21 protein-coding genes are annotated in these 18,928 nt (G+C 36.4%); 4 read left to right on the top strand and 17 right to left on the bottom strand.

The annotated features are described in order from the left end of the window. Positions 1-76: 76 nt before the first annotated feature. Entirely contained in the window at positions 77-211 is a 135-nt protein-coding gene (locus ACERII_RS08565; protein WP_373641569.1) for a hypothetical protein, read from the top strand. A gap of 95 nt (positions 212-306) precedes the next feature. On the opposite strand, the gene coaD is transcribed toward ACERII_RS08565, so the two are convergent. The 11 genes from coaD to ACERII_RS08510 form a co-directional block, all read right to left on the bottom strand. After that, a complete protein-coding gene (coaD, locus tag ACERII_RS08560; protein ID WP_373641568.1) occupies positions 307-795 on the bottom strand; it encodes a pantetheine-phosphate adenylyltransferase in 489 nt (162 codons plus the stop codon). Between the two features lie 4 nt (positions 796-799). Beyond that, positions 800-1,357, bottom strand: a complete 558-nt coding sequence (gene rsmD, locus ACERII_RS08555; protein WP_373641566.1) for a 16S rRNA (guanine(966)-N(2))-methyltransferase RsmD — start codon at positions 1,355-1,357, stop codon at positions 800-802. Between the two features lie 313 nt (positions 1,358-1,670). Further along, positions 1,671-2,888 carry an MFS transporter gene (locus ACERII_RS08550; protein WP_373641565.1) on the bottom strand — a complete coding sequence of 406 codons (1,218 nt, stop codon included), beginning with the start codon at positions 2,886-2,888 and terminating at the stop codon, positions 1,671-1,673. 119 nt (positions 2,889-3,007) lie between these two features. After that, the gene (locus ACERII_RS08545) at positions 3,008-3,283 is read right to left on the bottom strand and encodes a YlbG family protein (RefSeq protein ID WP_373641564.1); all 276 of its coding nucleotides are present in this window, start codon (positions 3,281-3,283) and stop codon (positions 3,008-3,010) included. 73 nt (positions 3,284-3,356) lie between these two features. Beyond that, positions 3,357-3,809 carry a YlbF/YmcA family competence regulator gene (locus ACERII_RS08540; RefSeq protein ID WP_373641561.1) on the bottom strand — a complete coding sequence of 151 codons (453 nt, stop codon included), beginning with the start codon at positions 3,807-3,809 and terminating at the stop codon, positions 3,357-3,359. A 112-nt stretch (positions 3,810-3,921) separates the two neighbouring features. After that, positions 3,922-5,481 carry a hypothetical protein gene (locus tag ACERII_RS08535; protein WP_373641559.1) on the bottom strand — a complete coding sequence of 520 codons (1,560 nt, stop codon included), beginning with the start codon at positions 5,479-5,481 and terminating at the stop codon, positions 3,922-3,924. Beyond that, positions 5,463-7,127 (bottom strand): DNA repair helicase XPB, encoded by a 1,665-nt coding sequence (locus tag ACERII_RS08530; RefSeq protein ID WP_373641557.1) that lies wholly within the window; start codon positions 7,125-7,127, stop codon positions 5,463-5,465. Before ACERII_RS08530 ends, ACERII_RS08535 begins: the two co-directional genes overlap by 19 nt. Before the next feature lie 163 nt (positions 7,128-7,290). Beyond that, entirely contained in the window at positions 7,291-7,530 is a 240-nt protein-coding gene (locus tag ACERII_RS08525) for a YlbE-like family protein (RefSeq protein ID WP_373641556.1), read from the bottom strand. A 19-nt stretch (positions 7,531-7,549) separates the two neighbouring features. Next, positions 7,550-8,026 carry a spore coat protein YlbD gene (ylbD, locus tag ACERII_RS08520; RefSeq protein ID WP_373641555.1) on the bottom strand — a complete coding sequence of 159 codons (477 nt, stop codon included), beginning with the start codon at positions 8,024-8,026 and terminating at the stop codon, positions 7,550-7,552. Positions 8,027-8,154: 128 nt separating this feature from the next. Beyond that, positions 8,155-9,222 (bottom strand): CAP domain-containing protein, encoded by a 1,068-nt coding sequence (locus tag ACERII_RS08515; protein WP_373641554.1) that lies wholly within the window; start codon positions 9,220-9,222, stop codon positions 8,155-8,157. Positions 9,223-9,439: 217 nt separating this feature from the next. Beyond that, complete coding sequence (locus tag ACERII_RS08510) at positions 9,440-9,868, bottom strand: CBS domain-containing protein (protein ID WP_373641736.1); 429 nt, start codon at positions 9,866-9,868, stop codon at positions 9,440-9,442. Positions 9,869-10,035: 167 nt separating this feature from the next. On the opposite strand from ACERII_RS08510, the gene ACERII_RS08505 reads away from it, so the two are divergent. Beyond that, entirely contained in the window at positions 10,036-10,389 is a 354-nt protein-coding gene (locus ACERII_RS08505) for a YugN family protein (RefSeq protein ID WP_373641552.1), read from the top strand. Positions 10,390-10,657: 268 nt separating this feature from the next. Next, positions 10,658-11,713 (top strand): sporulation integral membrane protein YtvI, encoded by a 1,056-nt coding sequence (gene ytvI, locus ACERII_RS08500; protein WP_373641550.1) that lies wholly within the window; start codon positions 10,658-10,660, stop codon positions 11,711-11,713. 263 nt (positions 11,714-11,976) lie between these two features. Here the strand turns inward: ytvI and ACERII_RS08495 are convergent, their stop codons facing one another. From ACERII_RS08495 to cyoE, 6 genes are all read right to left on the bottom strand, one after another. Further along, a complete protein-coding gene (locus tag ACERII_RS08495; RefSeq protein WP_373641549.1) occupies positions 11,977-12,435 on the bottom strand; it encodes a DUF420 domain-containing protein in 459 nt (152 codons plus the stop codon). A gap of 145 nt (positions 12,436-12,580) precedes the next feature. Then, positions 12,581-12,931: a cytochrome C oxidase subunit IV family protein gene (locus ACERII_RS08490; protein WP_373641548.1), complete on the bottom strand. Its 351-nt coding sequence runs from the start codon at positions 12,929-12,931 to the stop codon at positions 12,581-12,583. Between the two features lie 4 nt (positions 12,932-12,935). Then, the gene (locus tag ACERII_RS08485; RefSeq protein WP_373641547.1) at positions 12,936-13,553 is read right to left on the bottom strand and encodes a cytochrome c oxidase subunit 3; all 618 of its coding nucleotides are present in this window, start codon (positions 13,551-13,553) and stop codon (positions 12,936-12,938) included. 1 nt (position 13,554) lies between these two features. Beyond that, positions 13,555-15,405: a cytochrome c oxidase subunit I gene (gene ctaD / locus ACERII_RS08480; RefSeq protein ID WP_373641546.1), complete on the bottom strand. Its 1,851-nt coding sequence runs from the start codon at positions 15,403-15,405 to the stop codon at positions 13,555-13,557. A 26-nt stretch (positions 15,406-15,431) separates the two neighbouring features. Next, positions 15,432-16,466, bottom strand: a complete 1,035-nt coding sequence (coxB, locus tag ACERII_RS08475) for a cytochrome c oxidase subunit II (RefSeq protein WP_373641544.1) — start codon at positions 16,464-16,466, stop codon at positions 15,432-15,434. A 33-nt stretch (positions 16,467-16,499) separates the two neighbouring features. Beyond that, complete coding sequence (cyoE, locus tag ACERII_RS08470; protein WP_373641543.1) at positions 16,500-17,432, bottom strand: heme o synthase; 933 nt, start codon at positions 17,430-17,432, stop codon at positions 16,500-16,502. A gap of 557 nt (positions 17,433-17,989) precedes the next feature. On the opposite strand from cyoE, the gene ACERII_RS08465 reads away from it, so the two are divergent. Then, on the top strand, positions 17,990-18,895 hold the full coding sequence (locus ACERII_RS08465; RefSeq protein ID WP_373641541.1) for a COX15/CtaA family protein: 906 nt from the start codon (positions 17,990-17,992) through the stop codon (positions 18,893-18,895). Positions 18,896-18,928: the final 33 nt, after the last annotated feature.

The raw sequence follows: 18,928 nt of genomic DNA, 5'->3' as shown, positions 1-18,928 counted from the left end.
AAGAAATTTGCACCATGGAGGATGAAAATACGTTATTAGATGTTTTAGAAACATCGACTTCCTATGGAATGAGCGAATGCCCACGGAACTCCAGTGGGAAGCAGAGCAGAGGCGAGACACCGTAGCAGACGAAGTCGCGAAGGTGGCTCGGCAGCTCCCCACAGGAAAGGGAGTGGGCAGTAGCGAATGGAATAGAAACCAACAATATTAGGAATACTAGATAAGTTAACCACCAATTGAGCAACGTATTTTCAGGGTAGACAATAAATAAATGGGTTCCTGCATTTACACAGGAACCCATTTGGATTAATTAGAAAACGCATATTTTTTCCTCAACGCTTCTTCAACAATATCAGGAACAAGATCGCTAACTGGAGCATGATATTTTGCAATTTCTTTCACGATACTTGAACTCAAATAGGAAAATTTATTATTTGTCATCATAAAAAACGTTTCAATATTCTCATCAAGCTTTCGATTAATTGATGCCATTTGTAGCTCATACTCAAAATCAGATACTGCCCTTAACCCTTTTATAATAGCGTTCGCATTCTTTTGTTTTACATAATCGATTAACAGACCATTAAAATGATCGATTTCCACATTAGGGATGTCCTTCGTCGTTTCACGCAATAACTCCATTCGTTCTTCTACCGTAAATAACGGCTGCTTATTTCTATTATTTAAAACAGCTACAATTACCTTATCAAAAACCTTTGATCCTCTCGTTACAATATCTAAGTGACCTAATGTCACAGGATCAAAGCTTCCAGGACAAACTGCAATACTTCCCATTATTCTACTCCCCCACTTTTGAAAAAATAGTAATCACTGTATCTCCATATCGTTCTTCTCGTATCTTCGTTAATGATCCATATGTATCGCCTAATTCTAACGTTGCAACGTGCTCTACAACAATTTTTCCTGAAGAATGAAGAATTTCATGCTCATCAATAAATTGCAATTCATCAGTTAACCGCTGCTTTAAGTATGGTGGATCTAAAAAAATGAAGTGGAATTGGCTCCCTTTTTTATGTAAGGCTTTTAACGCACGAGATGATTCTGCACGATACACTTCTGCTTTATCTTCAAGTTTACAAATTTTTAAATTCCCATGGATAGTTTCAATTGCTTTTTTATCTCGATCCACAATAACTGCATGCTCCATTCCTCTACTTAATGATTCAATAGAAATAGAACCGCTACCACCATATAAATCTAACATGCTTCCGCCGTCAAAATAGGGACCTACCATGTTAAAAATAGATTCCTTCACTTTATCTGTTGTGGGCCTTGTAGATTGCCCTGGTACCGCTTTTAAATGTAGCCCTTTTTGTTTACCACTAATTACTCTCATACATTACTCTCCTACACATTGGAATTCTTTGATTCATATGCTATCACAAAAAAGTAGAAATTGCGAAAATACTGCCAAGAAACGTCGAAAGATTCTCACTACTTTTTTTTACGTATAAACTTTCGTATCATGTCCATAATAGAGGTAGCAACATCAATGAATGTTGCTGACAACCGCGGAGAAGGCTTACGTTTCCCCATAAGTTCTTCCTCCGGTTTCTCCTCTCCCATAGCCTTGACAATGAAAAAGAAGATATTGCATCTTCTCAATCTTGTCGTAAGGCAACCCACAGTTTTCTGTGGGTTTTTTTATTCTATACAGCAGATTTCGGTTCCTGTTGTTCTCTCTTTTTCATCTGCGGGATTACTTTTAATCTTACAACAAAAACATTCGTAATTAATAAAACAAAGGAAACAAGAAATAAACTTCGAATTCCTGCATAGGATGCCAACCAACCACCTGCAATTGGTCCAATCATTGTACCCAAATACATAGCACTATTGGAAAACCCATACGTACGACTTTCCATACCTGTCGGTGCCAAATGGCGAATGAGTGAATTGATGGACGGTATCAAACCACCAAGACATAATCCTAGGAGAAAACGAAACGCGATAAGCTGCCAATAACTTTGAACAAATGCTTGTGGCAACGTTACTATTGCTGCAAACAGAAGCGAAAAAAACAAAACATGATGAGCTCCTTTTCGATCACTGATTCTCCCGAGAAATGGACTAGCCGACATATTGGCAAATCCCATAATTGACATAGCTAGCCCTGCATAGAACGCAACATTCTGAGAGGGGCTTAGCTCTTGAACATAAATGGATAATAAAGGATTGATGCCTATCAGTGCCATCTGAATGATAAAAAATACGAAGAATAAAGATAAGATCGGTGATGTAGATACAATTTTTTTGAAGTCTTGAAGCGTATTTGTTTTTACCTTTTCTTCTTTTTTCACGAAATTTTCTTTCACAAATAATAAACAAACAATGGCAGCCACAAGTATTACAGCTCCTGTAATGTAAAAAATGGTCCTGAAACCGAATAGATCCGCCATCATTCCTCCGAATAAAGGACCAAATATCCCCCCTGCAACAGCCCCTGCTTGAAGTAAACCTAAGGCATAGCCCACATCCTTCTTTGGAGTACTCATAGACATAAGGGCAATTGCTGCTGGAATAAAGCCAGAGATCATTCCATTTAACAATCGAAGAAGTAATAAACTCCATGGACCTGTTGCAAAACCAGTCAGTGTGATGACAATTGCCATTCCAAAACCAGAACGAAGGAGCATCATTTTCCGTCCATGTCGATCAGCTAACTTTCCCCATAACGGAGAAAACAAAAAAGCAGATAAGAAATTTGCTCCAAAGATAATTCCTGCCCAACGACTAACAGCTCGAGGATCTGTTACCCCAAGCTCCTGTAAATATAATGGTAAAAAAGGGATGATCATGGTCATTGCACCCATTACACAAAACTGACAAACCATTAATATGTATAAATTTCGTCTCCATTGTGGCAACTTCAGTCACTTCCTTTTCTATTTATCCATTATATATTTCGAGTGACGAAGTTTTCAAGAGATAATATACAATTAATCAAAAAACTCCTAACATTATGTTAGGAGTCAAGCTACCAATATTAAATTCCCATCTTATAATCAAACTCTTTTTCCTTGTCAGGAACCGAGTTTTGATATTCTGTCTTAATCCACGGACGCATTGACATGGAAACATCTTTCACAAAATGGAAGGATTTCAGCTTTTCCATCGTTTCTTCTGCTTTGCCTTCCTCACAATACATCACTACATATTTCATCTTTTTAGAGACGTAATGAATGTTTCCAAAACGTTTAAGCTGTTTCACCTGCTTTAACGATTGAACCCAAATAGCTAGTCCTACTCGATTACCAACCATAATTGTTTCTCCTTTTTCCATATCAGTTTGCCATCAGTCTAGCATTAGTTACAATTTTTTGCAATAGGGGGGGTTATTTACCACCGCTACAGCCACAGCTACCACCGGACCCACAACCACCAGTCCCACAACCACCTTGATCAAAAAATGGATTTCCTGTAGGTACTTTAATTTGAGTAGAAACAGAATTAGCCAAGATTCTACTTACTTCTATCAGAAGCTGATGAAGACTGTCTTCCGATTTTTTAAACGCAGAAATAGATGGGTGTGTATCCACCTTTCTTTTCCACTCCCGAACATCTTTCGTGATTGTTTGGAAGTCAGGATGATACTTTCCAAACCGTTGTACCTCATCATAGTTTTCTTTCATCTTTTGAAAATGTTCAATGATCGATTGTGCTTCGTGATCTTGCTCTAACACTTGTTTTGCTTCAATATATGCATAAAATACTTCCGAAGAAGTAATAAGTTCACTAAAATCGTATGCCTCTTGGAGAACATCGACATTTGTCATTGTTGTGCTCATACACACATACACCTCCAAAACACATTATAACACGAATCTGTTGTTTTCATAAGAAAAAGACGATTATTTTGACGATGACAACTGATAAACGTTATTTACTTGCATCCATACCTTACTTCACTTCGTTCCCCTTCTTATTCTTCCTAGGATGAGCGATGGCAACACGCCTTATGTTATATAACGGGATTACATTTCCTTTATAAGTCTTCACGTCCGCATCACTCGACTCAAAACGAAGCGTTTTTATTTCTGCCGTAAACGTATCCCCCCCCTTGTCTTCTATACAGATAGGGAGCTTTAACGCTTGACTTTGTCGAATGAGTCGGGCAATCATATTTTCTTTATAAGACATTAACTGAAAGCTAACAGGAGGTAATCGGTCCACTTCACACCATTCTAGCGGTATATTAGGTTCATTAATATGTTGAACTGCCACCCTACCTGTTCCTCTCACCTCTTCATCCTTAACCGTAACAGCTGATGTAAGCTCTATAGAAGCAGCTTTCAACTGGTTTTCCCAATCAGAAGTTATTGCTGCGTCAATCAAGACACCGTTGCTATTTGGGATAACAACCCCTTTTCCATATTGAGTTAAAGCATCCTTCGTCAAATGCTCAAGTAGGGCCTCATTTTTAATCTCATAAAGAACAAATTCCCCTACTTTCACAACAGGAGAGGCACCCTCCCAAAAGGAATGCATTCGCTCACGTTCACCTTCTTTATCCACCGGCAAACAGGTTACCGCCTCTTCCCACAATTTCAAAGGGACACGCTCTTTCTTGCGCTTCTGCACTAACTCACTTACCAAACGAACATGAATCATTTGCCCCGTACTCAGCACTGAACAAAACTGCAACACATTCCACAATTTTGCAGGCTGAAATCTCACCGGAAGGATCCATTCATTTCCCTGTATATACATTGCATCATCGTGTTCAAATGGATCAAGGATAGTTGCTTGATTTCGGAAAAACAAAAACGGGCACTCGTTCACACGGTCTTTTATCCATTTAGATTTAAGTAACCTCTCAAAGTGCTCTATTCCAACTGATCTTCCAAAAATCAACTGCTTTATCACTCGTAGCTCAGTAGAGTTACTCCCAAGTTCTAAAACACGTTGAAGGTATTCTAAAGCTATTGGTTCAAATATGTCATCGTAGCCAACCTGGAACCATTCGTATAGATCACTTTTAGAATGATGAGATAAACTATCCGCTTGTTTTAAAAGCCATGTAGAAAGCTCATCGTTGTATTCCTTTGAGAGTAACTCCTTCTTATCCTCATGCATAATTAATAGAATGGAACTTATCAGGTATCGAAAATCAAATGTAACAAACTCATTAGAAGTCTTACTAACGCTTAGTATCGAATTGCTATGTTTGTCTACAATCAATTTCTCTATTTCTCTCGGAACAATATAATCTACCTTATCTCCAAACTTCATTGGGAAGACTAAATCATAAGAAATTAATTTCTCCATCGTGGTGAAATAAGAATGCGGACCAAACTTCTCCATACCATGTTGGTCTACGAAATCCTTCTTCTTGTGCAGTAAACAAACCAGCCATTCTAATGTATCTGTTTCGTTCGTTGTTAACTTATCTACAGAATCTAATAGTTTTTCTTCTTTTATTTCCCTATTTATATAACAATTTATATACTTTGTGAACATTCAACCCACTCTTCCCAATCATATGAATATCCTTGTTCCACCATAAATAACTGACGATGGGATGCGACATCTTCTTCTTTCGTCATAGGAGTCACAAGGGTATAAAAATATACTGGTTCATTTTTTTTCTTACGTCGTAACAATCGTCCAATTCGCTGAGCCTCCTCTTGTCTAGAGCCATATGTACCAGATACCTGAATCGCTACCATCGCATCAGGTAAGTCCACTGCCATGTTTGCTACTCGACTCAAAACAAGAACCATTTCTTTACCACTCTTAAAATCATTATAAAGCTTTATACGATCCTGTTTTTTTGTATCACCTGTAATTAAAGGAAAGGAACATTCTTCAGAAATCTTTTTCAATTGCTGTAAATATTGTCCGATAATAATAATTGGTTTACTAGAATGTTCTTTCAACAGTTTTTTCACTGCCCGTATTTTCCCTGGATTTTCACTTGCATAACGATACTGATCACGCTTCGATAAGGTCGTATACTTAGCCCACTGCTCTTCATGGAACGGAATCTTGATTTCTTTACAAACTGGTTTTGCAATCCAGTCATTTTGTTCTAACAGTTGAATCCCTACTTCATACCGTTTTGGACCAATTAAGCTGTAGATATCTCCTTCTTTACCATCTTCTCTCACAAAGGTTGCTGTTAAACCTAATCTTCGTTTACCTTGAAGATTCGAAGTAATTCGGAACAATGGAGCTGGCAATAGGTGAACCTCATCATAAATCACTAATCCCCAGGATCTATCATGGAATAAAGAGTAATGTGGAAACGTTCCTTTGTTTTTTCGATCGTGGTACGTTAACATTTGATATGTTGTAATTGTAACTGGCCGAATTTCTTTATTCTCACTCGTATACCTTCCAATCTGTGATGGTGTAAGTGTCGTTTTTTTCAATAATTCGTTATACCATTGCTGCAAAGAGGTATCGTTTGGTACAAGAATCAACGTCTCCTCTTTCAACTCACTCATCACGCCCAGACCAACGATTGTTTTACCTGATCCACACGGAAGAATGATAAAGCCATTTCCCTCCTGAACTCCTTTACCAACAACAAACGAGTCTACCGCTTCTTGTTGATAGGATCGTAAAAAGACAGAAGGGTGGAGTGTTACCGGCAATTCTTTTCCCTTGTCAAAACCTAACTCATCAATTACAGAGTAACCAAACTCCATGAGACGTTGTTTTACATAACCTCTTTCCGATATAGAGATAGGCATACATTCGCCTTTATGTAATGGAAAAAATTCTTTATCTTCTTTATTAAATATTTCTCTTAAGCTATTGAACTCTGCAGTATAAACACAACACCCATATTCAGAAGAGTTAAACAAGCGAAATTTTCCATTTCGCCTTTCCCAATCATGTAATTTTCCTTGTACAACTACAGGTACGGGTAGTCCTGAAAAGTTTTCTAAAAAAGTGATTACTTCATTTATAGAAATACCTTGATCTAATGCATACCAGATAGAATAAGGTGACAATTCATAGAAATGGATTGAGGAAGGTGTTTTTACTAGTTGTGCGAATTCACTTAAAAACGGTTGAACTATTCTTGCTTCCTTATGATTGGAACGGAAAAATATCGTTCCATTGTTCTGAATGGTTAAAGGCATATTGGAAGACATCTCTTCTACCTCCATTTTTTTTCATACTACTTCTTACTATCTGCCATTACAGGGGTTCCTATACAAATTTTATCCCAATTCTGATTGCTATAATCCAGAGGGTACAAGAAGAATAAATGGTTCATCCACAGAAAAAAAGAAAGGTTTCTCCAATCCACCTTTCTTAGCTTTTCGTATTAAATTGTTTCATCATCTCGAGCATCATTACTGCCATATTCATACTATTCTGAAGTCGATCTATCCGTTGAGGATATGTTTTCCCATAAAACACTTTTGCTTCCTTCTCCATATCTTTCAACATATAAGGGTTTCTAGATAGCTTTCGATACCAATTAGGATGGTAACGTAGAAATCGATGTAATTCAGGTTCATTTCGGATATAATTGTAAACTTCTGTTCTCATTTACAAATCCGCTCCCTTTTTAATCGTCTCGGTACGAAAATGGAGAGTTGGACTGTTGTTGATTTTGATTGGTTGGTGGAGTTTGAGACTGATCTTGTTTAAATTGTCCTAGTAACTCTTGAATGGAAACAAGGACACCGCTAAATTGCGTTAAATTTTCTTGTAAATCATTTAAATTCATTTTTTTAACCATACCTAATAAGTCCTGAGCACTAATGGACTCCTTCTTCTTATTCTTATTATTTTTCCCTTTACTTTTGTCAGCATCCACATCTTCATCTTCGTCCATATCATTTTCATCTGATTCATCGTCATCATCATCTTCTTCTCGATACGTTTCCCAGATGTCGTCCTCTTCCCCAAATAATAAATATTCCTCAAACAAATCCTGGAGTGTTTTATCCCCATTTTTTACCCCTTTTAATACATGAGGATTATTCTTCACGAACAGTTTAAACTTCCTCACATCAGGATGAAGAGATTTCTTATTTCTCACACTAGACACCTCCTCTTAGACATACGACTAGCATTTTACTTACTACATCATACCCAACACATAGATAGAAGGTGCGCCCAATTTTACAATAAATTTTTCTCCCTATAAATAGAGAGGTAACTTCCCCATCACCATGGAACCATGAAATTCTGCGTATAATAATTGCGGTAAACGCCAACTCCCAAATGAGTAAACCTCTCATCTAATAAATTTACTCTGTGACCTTCACTATTTAACCACCCTTCCACTGCCTCAATACCATCAACATAATTAGCAGCAATATTCTCTGCCGCTAATTGAAAAGATATTTCTCCTGCTTGAAAACGATCCTTAAGTTCTCCATACGTTGGAGAAGAGTGGGAAAAATAATCATTCACTTTCATATCCTCACTGTGAAGATAGGCAACATCAGCCGTTGTGTCGTCCCATTCTAAAGCTGATAAATTATGCTTTTTTCTAATGAGATTTGTTAAATCAAAAATTTGACGCGCTTGCCCTTCTTGCACCATTTCCCATTCATCATCACTTAGTTGTGGTGCTTCTGGTAAGGAACCACGATACACGATAGAATATGGACGATGGAGAAGCAACGTAGCTTGATCAATAAAACGAATGGAGGACAACTCCCTAGTAACAGTGTCAAAATAAAACTGAATCCATATATCACTGATCGGTGCCAACGGTCGCATTAATACATCCTCTGCTTTTAGTTCGAATCTATAAGAGTTAAAAGACCCTGTTAATGTAACCTCTTCTGTAAATGAAAAATATTCACCCACAGTTTCATAAGAATCACCTATAGAAATATATGCGGTATCAGCTAGTGGATCATTCGTATAAACAGAAACCACCATTCCATCACTTACACCAATCTGTATATATATAGGAGTATGATATATCCACCAGTCATAGCCATAGGAACTAACATCGACTCTGTCAGGTTCACCGTACTCCGCTTGTATTTCAGCAATTTCCATTCCAACGAACGAATGAATACCTGATATTTCTTCCTTTTCTGGTTCTCTCCCCTTCTCAGAAGATTGCTTTTCCTTATCATTGTTTTGAACATTAGGCTCTTGATTGACAGAAGAAGAGGTTTCCGTTTCACTTGGTTCCTTTTTTTCTATATCATTTATGAAATATAAAATACTAAAGAAAAGAAAAAATCCAAGAATAAGAGTACATATTGTTTTCATACGATTACTGCCTCCCTCCTTTTGAAATTTTCATTCTAACTTTTTCTATATATTTTTGCTAAGTTCCTGCTCTAGAACAATCTCTCCTATATATCGAAAAAATAAATAGTATTACGACAAAAAATGAGGGTGAGTTATAGGTATAAACCTATAACTCACCCTTGTAGCAAGCATATACTTACATTAGTATGCGGTAATTGGTATTCTAATAACCGTTCTAGTGATGATAATGCTCACTCTCCGAAATCTCCGATAAAGCATATCCTGCTTCGTTTGCAGTTGAAGTATGAACAGCTAAATCACCTAAAGATACGATCCCAACTAAATTACTGTTTTCCACAATAGGGAGTCTTCGAATTTGATGATCTGCCATCATTTTCGCTGCATCATCTACACTCATATCAGCTTCAGCAGTTAACAATCGTTCACTCATAATATCTGTAACTTGTGTAGAATTAGGTCTCTTTTCTGCTACACCACGAATTACAATATCTCTGTCTGTAATCATCCCTAATAACTGACGATCTTTACAGATAGGGATTGCACCTACGTCCATCTGTTTCATTTTTAATGCCGCTTCATATACATTGTCTTCTGGATTACAAACTTCAATTTCCTCTGTCATTATGTCTCGTAACATTTTCATAAGTATCCCTCCAAATTTTACAACATTCATTATTAATTTCTCCTTCTTTGTATATTTCATTCATGCAAACAAATAATTGATAAGATAATGTTTTCTTTGCATCTTATCGCATTTCGTAATATCATAAGAAGGAATGAAGTTAGTCTCATTGGCAGGAGGTAAAGAAAATGAAATTTGAAGAAACAGGACTTGATGGCTTAACAATAGAATATCAGGCACTCGAAGACATTATGGAGTCGGCTGGTTTTCAACCTGTATATGATTATGAACGAGTAACTTTTGATTACAAAATAGTGGATACAGTTAAGGATGAAATTCACTATTTCCGTGTTCAAGGCTTTGCAGTGGAAGGAGAAATTCCGAATCCACATAGTCATGTTAAAATCATGCAGCTTATTTTAGGGAAGCATTATTATCCACATGGTGTGGAATATGACGAAGAATTCCCTAAGAAAATTGTTGATAAATGCAAAAGAAAGATTGACCTTATTTCTGAAAAAATCAAAAGTGAAGCACTTTAATAGATTCATACATATTTTTCAAGTAAGGTGATATGTACTTTTTTTCATTTTTGATTTTTATATTAGGTCTTTGTAGAAATGCGAAAAGTAAAAATGCTCCCGATTCGATCCCTTTTGATCATATCGAGAGCATATTTTTTTCCTTTCGTTGAAATCTAGTTTTTATATTAAAATGTTACTAAAGTTTTCTTAATATTATACTGTCATTACCTTCGCTTTCATAATATAATGAAAGAAAGAGTGCAGATAGGAAGGGAAGGACTTTACATTGACGTCGCCATCAGTTAAAAAATATACTTATATTGTATTAGGACTAATAATAGCAGCCTTATTAATATATTTTGTTTTACCAGTTTCCTTACCAATAATATTTGGCTTAGTAACAGCCTTATTCTTAGCACCAGCTGTTACAACTCTCATTAAGAGAGCAAAATTATCTCGAAGCTTAAGTGTATTTATCGTATTTATTATCTTTTCGTTTATTGTCACAATCCTTCTCTATTTCTTACTAACGAGAGCAATTACTCAATTAAGTATCTTTGTTGAAAGTCTACCAAGAACGGTAAGTGAAGTATACTATGCTTGGGGAACCTTCTTAAATAACTTAAAAGAACAGTTTGTTCACTACACAGATGTAGTGGACGAAATTGATGCCTCTGTAGCAAATATGCTTTTTCAATTAAGAGAAGACTTAATGAAGCTTGATATAATTGGCCATGTTACGAATATTTTAGTGAAAATTCCATCCTATATCGTTTCACTTTTAGTGTATTTAATATCCCTTTATATGTTTTTACTTGAACTGCCACGCCTAAAAGAAAAAATGTTTAGTTATATGACAGATAAGACAGCAGAAAAAGTGAAATTTATGACAACGCGATTATCATATGTTATATTCGGATTCTTTAAGGCCCAATTTCTTGTAAGTATTCTTATTTTTATTGTTACATTTATAGGTCTACTTTTCATTGCACCTGAAGTGGCTCTCATCATGTCTATTATCATTTGGGTAATTGATTTTATACCAATCATTGGATCTATCGTTATTCTAGCACCTTGGGCGTTATATTACCTTATTGCAGGAAACACTGCATTAGGTGTACAGCTGTTAATACTTGCAGCTATACTATTAACAATTCGTCGTACAGTAGAGCCAAAAGTAATGGGTCATCATATAGGTTTATCTCCACTAGCTACGCTTATCTCTCTATATTTAGGCCTGCAGCTTCTTGGAATATTAGGTTTTATTCTCGGTCCATTAGTGGTAATTTTATTTACTAGTGCAAAAGAGGCTGGAATTATTAAATTTAATGTGAAATTTTAATATATAAAAAGGTTGTCACTCAATTAAGTGACAACCTTTTTTCTCTTCCTTAAGAAAAGCGCAAGGCGCCCGCCTATCGGCGAAAAGCAAATGTTCTGACCGATAAAAAGTGCTTTTTACTTTTAATCGGTCAGGTTATTTGCACGAGCCGATGGCGCCTGGAGCTAGACAACTTTCACAGTCCACTTTCTTATCTTTAAAAAAATGTGGTTGATACGTAAGGGGATAATTTTCATACTGTACTGCAATTAGTATATTGTTAATTACCCCCCTAAAATAGCACGAAATAAGTTTGTCGTTTCACCAGAAGGGTATATCACATAAAGCATAAAATAAACAGCTATTCCTGTTGTTGCAGAAATAAACCATATAATAGAAGTAATAGGTCCTAATCTGCGATGTCTTGCCAAATTATTCTTATACCCAGTTACAAGTGTGATAATCCCTAATACTGCCGCTATTGTAGCTAATATAATATGGATTATTAAAAATATCTGATAATACAAGCGAATCCCTTCAGGTCCACCAAAGGTTGTACTACCGATAAAAAATGTTTTTGATAGATACGTGATAAAAAAGATAGAAGCTAAAACCGCAGCCCAAAACATTGCTTTCTTATGTTGCTCTATTTTACGTTCGCCAATAAAGTACCAGCCTATTGCAACGAAAACGGCACTTAAACCGATAAACACTGTACTAATAAATGGTAGAAAAGTTGCCACGTATAATTCATCCCTTTCTGTATTCTATGAATTCAATTATATAAGTTTTTTAATATAAAAATCAAAAATTATATGAAGAAAGTATGACTTTCATTCCATGTCAAAAGGAAAACCCTTGCAGCTATGCAAGGGTTCTCTAGTTACTTTACCATTTAACAATTCCTAATAATAGCATTAAAGCTGCTACTGTTGGGATTGCAATTAGTACTCCAGTCCATATCATCGCATTTGTCCATCCATTTCCACGTTCATTCAAGTGCATAAAAACGTAGAGTTGAAGAATAACTTGGATGACAGCTAGGATTAGGATAAATGGAAATGCAAATCCTGAAGGAATCGCATCGCTCGCAATCGAGATAAACGCCATACTCGTTAAAAATAACATGAACACGAATGAAATAAGTTGCGTACGCATTTCACGAGCCAACTTACGCTTCGTTTTTTTCGAAGGTTCCCCTGTCAATGGAGCAGTAGGATCTATACCATGCTGAGCCATTTTATCATCCTCCTATTCCCATTAGATATACTACTGAGAAGATAAATACCCACACTACATCGATAAAGTGCCAGTATAGTACAGCTGTATAAAATTTTGGAGCATTTGTTAATGTTAATCCCGATTTTCGGTATCGAATTAATAAAGTGGAAATCCACAATATACCGAATAATACGTGGGCTCCGTGAGTACCAACAAGTGTATAGAAAGCGGAAGAAAATGCACTTGTTGTAAAACCTAATCCATAATGATAGTATTCTACAAACTCATAAATTTCAAAACCAAGGAATGTAATTCCTAATACTACTGTTAACAGCATCCAACCAAGTACACCTTTGAAATTCCCTTTTTTCATGGAAATAATCGCAAATACACTCGTTAAACTACTTGTCAAAAGTATCATTGTCATGATAAATACTAGTGGTAAATGGAACAAGTCACTAGGACCCGGTCCACCATTTAATCCTCCTCGTAACCCTAAATAAGTACCGAAGAGACTGGCAAACAATACCGTTTCCCCACCAAGGAAGAACCAAAAACCTAAAAACTTATTTTTACCTTCCAACGTAGCTTTTTCAGGATTTGGAGGTAAGGTGTTAGAATGAACAGTGTGATCAGCCATATTACCTTCCCTCCTTTTGTAAATCTTTTTTAATTTCATCTACTGGAATATGGTATCCATGATCTTCTTTTACAGAACGAGCAAACATTGCACCGAATGTAATTAATAAACCTACGATAGCTAACCAAGTTTGACCAGCATCGTGATAAATGAAACCAAAGCTTGCAACGAATAAACCGAAAGACATAATAAATGGTAAAATGGATCCATTTGGCATGTGAATATCCCCTAAAGGTTCTGCTGCCTTCATTTTTCCATCCCCTTCGTATTTTTCATACCATAAAGGATCAACGTCACGAACTAACGGTGTTTGTGCAAAGTTATATTCTGGAGTTGGAACTGGAATTGTCCACTCTAGAGTACGACCATCTTTCCATACGTCTGCTTCGTTCACTTTGTTTTTCATAGAAGTAAAGATACTTACTACGAAAATAATAAATGCAATACCCATTAAGAATGCACCCATTGTACTAATAAAGTTCATTTCATTTAAACCTTGACCATCTAAATAAGAAGCAACACGTCTTGGCATACCAATTAGTCCTAAGAAATGTTGTACAAAGAACGTTAAATGGAAACCAATTAGGAATAACCAGAAAAAGATTTTACCTAATTTCTCATCAAGTGTGTATCCAAAAATTCTTGGCCACCAATAATACGCACCACAGAATAATCCCAATACAACCCCACCAATAATTACATAGTGGAAGTGAGCTACTACGAAATACGTATCATGGAATTGATAGTTTGCTGCACTTGTTGCAAGCATTACACCCGTTACCCCACCCATTACGAATGATGGAATAAACGCCAATGCGAATAAGTTAGCAGTAGTAAAGCGGATGCGCCCTCCCCAAAGGGTTAGCAACCAGTTAAAGATTTTAATACCAGTTGGAACAGCAATTGCCATTGTTGCAACAGCGAAAATCGAATTAGCTACTGGACCCATACCTACTGTAAACATATGGTGAGCCCATACCATGAATCCTAAGAAACCGATAATTAATGTAGCAAATACCATTGCTGAATATCCAAATAAACGTTTTTTTGCAAATGTCGGAATAACTTCCGAGAAAATACCAAACGCAGGTAAAATTAAAATGTATACTTCTGGATGTCCAAAAATCCAGAATAAATGTTGCCAAATAATAACGTTACCACCAAAGTCAACCGCAAAGAAGGTTGCCCCAAATACTCGTTCTAACATTAATAAAAGTAATCCAATAGTTAGTGCTGGAAAAGCGAATAGGATAAGCATAGAAGCTACGAACGAACTCCACGTAAATAGTGGCATTCTCATCATACTCATACCAGGCGCTCTCATGTTAATGATCGTAACAAGGAAGTTAATACCCCCGATTAATGTTCCTAAACCACTAACCTGTAAACCTAACACGTAATAATCTAGACCTGTTCCAGGTGATTCACTTGATAATGGTACATATGCAGTCCAACCTGCATCAGGTGCCCCACCAGTAAACCAACTAATATTTAATAGGATTCCCCCAAATAAGAACAACCAAAATCCTAATGAATTTAAAAACGGAAATGCTACGTCACGCGCCCCAATTTGTAGTGGGATGATGTAGTTCATTAATCCAAATAATAGCGGCATTGCTGCCAAGAAAATCATTGTCGTACCGTGCATCGTTAACAATTCGTTAAACGTTTGCGCCGGTAGGAAGGTAAACTCAGGAAACATGAGCTGAATACGCATTAATATCGCTTCTAAACCACCGAGAGCGAAGAAAAATGCACCTGCGACCAAATACATAATACCGATCTTTTTATGGTCAACAGTAGTCAGCCAGTCCCATAGAGTACTTTTAGACTGAGCCTTCGCATATGACACGTTGTTTTACCCCCTTAACTAACCAATTATTCTAGTACTTTTAGTGTTTTAAGATATGCAATAAGTGCTTCCATTTCTTCATCATTTAAATCGCCATATGGTAGATCCGCTACTGCTGGCATTGCATTACCAGGCTTTAATGGTCCTGGATCACGAATCCATGCTTCTAAGTTTACATCATCATCATCCCAAGGAAGATACCCTGCGATAACTGTACGCTCTCCGAAGTTTGTTAATGCTGGACCACCTTGAGGGTTTCCACCTTCTCCAGCTACTGCATGACATGCAATACAGCTCGCCTCAAAGATTTCACGACCTTCAACTGCAATTTCATTTCCAGTTTCCGTTACATCTTCAGGTCCTTCTACCATATTTGCTGCCCATGTTTCAAATGTATCTGGATCTACAGCAATTACTTTGAAGTCCATTAACCAGTGTGCAGGTCCACATAGCTCCGTACATTTCCCCATGTAAACACCCTCATTAGGTGCTTCAATCCACATTGGGTTCATAATACCAGGTACGTTATCTTGCTTACCTGCAAGAGCCGGCACCCAGAAGGAGTGAATTACATCGCTCGCTTCAAGTTCTAAAACTATCTTTGTATTCGTAGGAATATACATATCTTGACCAGCAACTACATCATAGTCAGGATACTCAAACTCCCACCAAAATTGATGTGCATGTACCCGAACCGTCATAGATTCCTCTGTCGGTTCTGTGTCTGCAAGTGTAAATGTTTCCATTACGTTCGGTACCGCTAAAATAAGTAATAAAACAATCGGAATTGTAGTCCAAATCACTTCTAACGCTTTGTTACCATGAACCTGTTTCGGCATATGTGTATCGTCTTCTTTATCACGGAACTTAATTAAAACGAACACATAGATGGCGAAAACAACAACGATAACAAAGATCATGATGTACAAGCTGAGACGAATGAGTGAAAACTGTGTTTCAGCTACAGGACCTTGCGGATCCAATGCTGATAAATTTTGTTTCCCACACCCTGCCAACAGCATGATGAAAGTGAATGGAAGCAGTCGCCATAAATACTTCATCTCGTCACAAACCCCTCTTTCTCTTTTCCAGAATTAAAACATGTGTACAAGGACCATAAGCACAAACATAACAGTTAAATAGTTTAATGAATATAAAAACATATGTTTTGCCCATTTTAAATCATCTTTGTACTTATAGGCTGCTAGCCCAATGGCTAACCACCCTACCCCAAGTAAAGCTGCTACAACCGTATAAACTGTTCCAAAATGCGCAACTGTCAGTGACACTGGAATTAATGCTGCTACATACCAAACAATTTGCCTTTTCGTTACTTTAAAGCCAGCTACAACTGGAAGCATTGGTATACCAGCTCTTTTATACTCATCCACCCTTTTCATTGCTAATGCTAAAAAGTGTGGTGGTTGCCAAATAAACATAATCAGGAATAAAGACCATGCGATGGAATGTAATCCTGGATCAATTGCTGCCCAACCAATTAATGGAGGTACGGCACCAGAGAAACTTCCAACGATCGTATTTAATGTTGTTGTACGTTTCGTCCACATAGAATATAAGACAACATAAACGAACAATCCTGCTAGACCAATCACTGCTGCTGTTAACGTCGTCATAGCTAAAAATATAGTACCAATTGCTGATAAGCTAAGACCATAAGTTAATACTTGTTTCCCTGTTAATTCTCCACTAACAGAAGGTCGTTCTTTCGTACGTTCCATTAAATGATCGATATCACGATCAATATAATTATTTAATGCACATGCTCCTGCCATAACGAGAGCGGAACCTAATAATGCTAATAAAGCATTTAGAGGATCGCTAGATAGTGATGTGCCTGTATAATAAGCTGCAAGAAATAGTCCAGTAAATGTTGTAATTAAATTTGATATTACAATTCCCGTTTTAGAAATAGCAATATACGTTTTCCACGTAACTTTGTTCATCACTTCATTCACTTCTTCTTTTTCAAGTGCCCCCGCAGAAGTTAATGTACTAGTTTTATTCACTTGATAATTCACCCCCCAATAAATATGAATTACTTTCCTTAATCAAATCATGAATCGAAGCATAAGTCTAATAATCTGCCCACAAAATAGTGCATGTTTAAACGATAATCAATAACTAGTTTCATCGTTTATTTAAAGCAAGTATCATTTTCTATAAAATGAAATTATTTATATAACGAGATAATAAAATTAGACTTACAGAATGACATTATAATTTAATTAAAGATAATTTACATTACAATTTTGTAAGATTACAATAAGTACCACATCACCTAATATTCATTTTACCATAATCACTATACTAATATTAATAATCTTTTCGATAAAAATAAAGTACTATATTTTATTTTTTCTTAAATACTACTAATTTGTAAAAAAGTGAAATGGAACATCTTACAAATTTTAACTGTTTCTGATAAATAATCTGATAAATTGACTTTTTTTTAGCCCCTGACTTAAAATAGAGATGAAGATTACTCCGTAATTATTTTAAACTAATTAATTAAATTATTATTCCAAAAAACTTTTCATACTTTTTACTATAGAAAGTCGGTGAAGTGTTGAATAACTTATCATTAAAATTATTTGGCATTATATGTACATTAGGTATGGTAATCGTGCTAGTTCAAGGGGTTCTTGTAACACAAACTGGCTCTGGCGATGCATGTGGACCAGAGTGGCCACTTTGTCTCGGACAAGTCTTCCCTGAATCCCCTACAGTTCAGACTATGATTGAATACACACATCGAGTAGTATCTGGACTATTAGGAATTATGGTAATCATACTTGCTATTTGGAGTTGGAAAAAACTAAGTCACATTAAAGAAACTAAATTTTTCTCCTTCATGGCAGTTTTATTTATTGTTTTTCAAGGTTTATTAGGAGCTGCAGCTGTTGTTTGGGGGCAATCAAATGCGGTAATGGCTTTACATTTCGGGTTTTCCCTAATATCTTTTGCTAGTGTATTGTTGTTGACTGTACTTGCTTTTGAAAATGATATGCCGAAGCATTATGTTGAACCAAAAATCTCAAATCGCATGAAAAACTATATATATTTTGTATTAACATATTTATATATTGCGGTTTATACTGGTGCTTATGTGAAACATACGGGGTCAAGTGGTGCATGTACTGGATGGCCATTATGTAATGGACAGTTAATTCCTCCGCTAGAAGGAGCTGTTGGAATACAATTTGGTCACCGTGTGGCTGCTGCGATATTATTTGTATTCATCCTTATTATGTTTATCCAACTTCATCGTGGATATAGAGATCAAAAGCCACTATATTACAGCGGATTATTTAGTTTCCTATCCGTCATTATTCAAGTTATTAGTGGAGCTGTTGTTGTTTTAGGTGGACATACTTTAGAATCAACTATTTTCCATGCCATTTTTATCAGTATCCTTTTTGGGATCGTAAGTTATACATCCTTACTAGCATATCGATCAGCACCTAAATAAGAGGGATAGTTTTGAAAATCAGAACCTGGTTTC

It is taken from the genome of Evansella sp. AB-rgal1 (assembly GCF_041820985.1).
GTDB lineage: Bacteria > Bacillota > Bacilli > Bacillales > Salisediminibacteriaceae > Evansella.
This window is presented reverse-complemented; position numbering and strand designations above follow the sequence as displayed.

Coding starts and splice junctions, on each gene's coding strand:
- ACERII_RS08565 (WP_373641569.1), top strand. CDS start 77: ATGCCCACGGAACTCCAGTGGGAAGCAGAGCAGAGGCGAGACACCGTA.
- coaD (WP_373641568.1), bottom strand. CDS start 795: ATGGGAAGTATTGCAGTTTGTCCTGGAAGCTTTGATCCTGTGACATTA.
- rsmD (WP_373641566.1), bottom strand. CDS start 1,357: ATGAGAGTAATTAGTGGTAAACAAAAAGGGCTACATTTAAAAGCGGTA.
- ACERII_RS08545 (WP_373641564.1), bottom strand. CDS start 3,283: ATGGTTGGTAATCGAGTAGGACTAGCTATTTGGGTTCAATCGTTAAAG.
- ACERII_RS08540 (WP_373641561.1), bottom strand. CDS start 3,809: ATGAGCACAACAATGACAAATGTCGATGTTCTCCAAGAGGCATACGAT.
- ACERII_RS08535 (WP_373641559.1), bottom strand. CDS start 5,481: ATGTTCACAAAGTATATAAATTGTTATATAAATAGGGAAATAAAAGAA.
- ACERII_RS08530 (WP_373641557.1), bottom strand. CDS start 7,127: ATGTCTTCCAATATGCCTTTAACCATTCAGAACAATGGAACGATATTT.
- ACERII_RS08525 (WP_373641556.1), bottom strand. CDS start 7,530: ATGAGAACAGAAGTTTACAATTATATCCGAAATGAACCTGAATTACAT.
- ACERII_RS08515 (WP_373641554.1), bottom strand. CDS start 9,222: ATGAAAACAATATGTACTCTTATTCTTGGATTTTTTCTTTTCTTTAGT.
- ACERII_RS08510 (WP_373641736.1), bottom strand. CDS start 9,868: ATGAAAATGTTACGAGACATAATGACAGAGGAAATTGAAGTTTGTAAT.
- ACERII_RS08505 (WP_373641552.1), top strand. CDS start 10,036: ATGAAATTTGAAGAAACAGGACTTGATGGCTTAACAATAGAATATCAG.
- ACERII_RS08490 (WP_373641548.1), bottom strand. CDS start 12,931: ATGGCTCAGCATGGTATAGATCCTACTGCTCCATTGACAGGGGAACCT.
- ACERII_RS08485 (WP_373641547.1), bottom strand. CDS start 13,553: ATGGCTGATCACACTGTTCATTCTAACACCTTACCTCCAAATCCTGAA.
- coxB (WP_373641544.1), bottom strand. CDS start 16,466: ATGAAGTATTTATGGCGACTGCTTCCATTCACTTTCATCATGCTGTTG.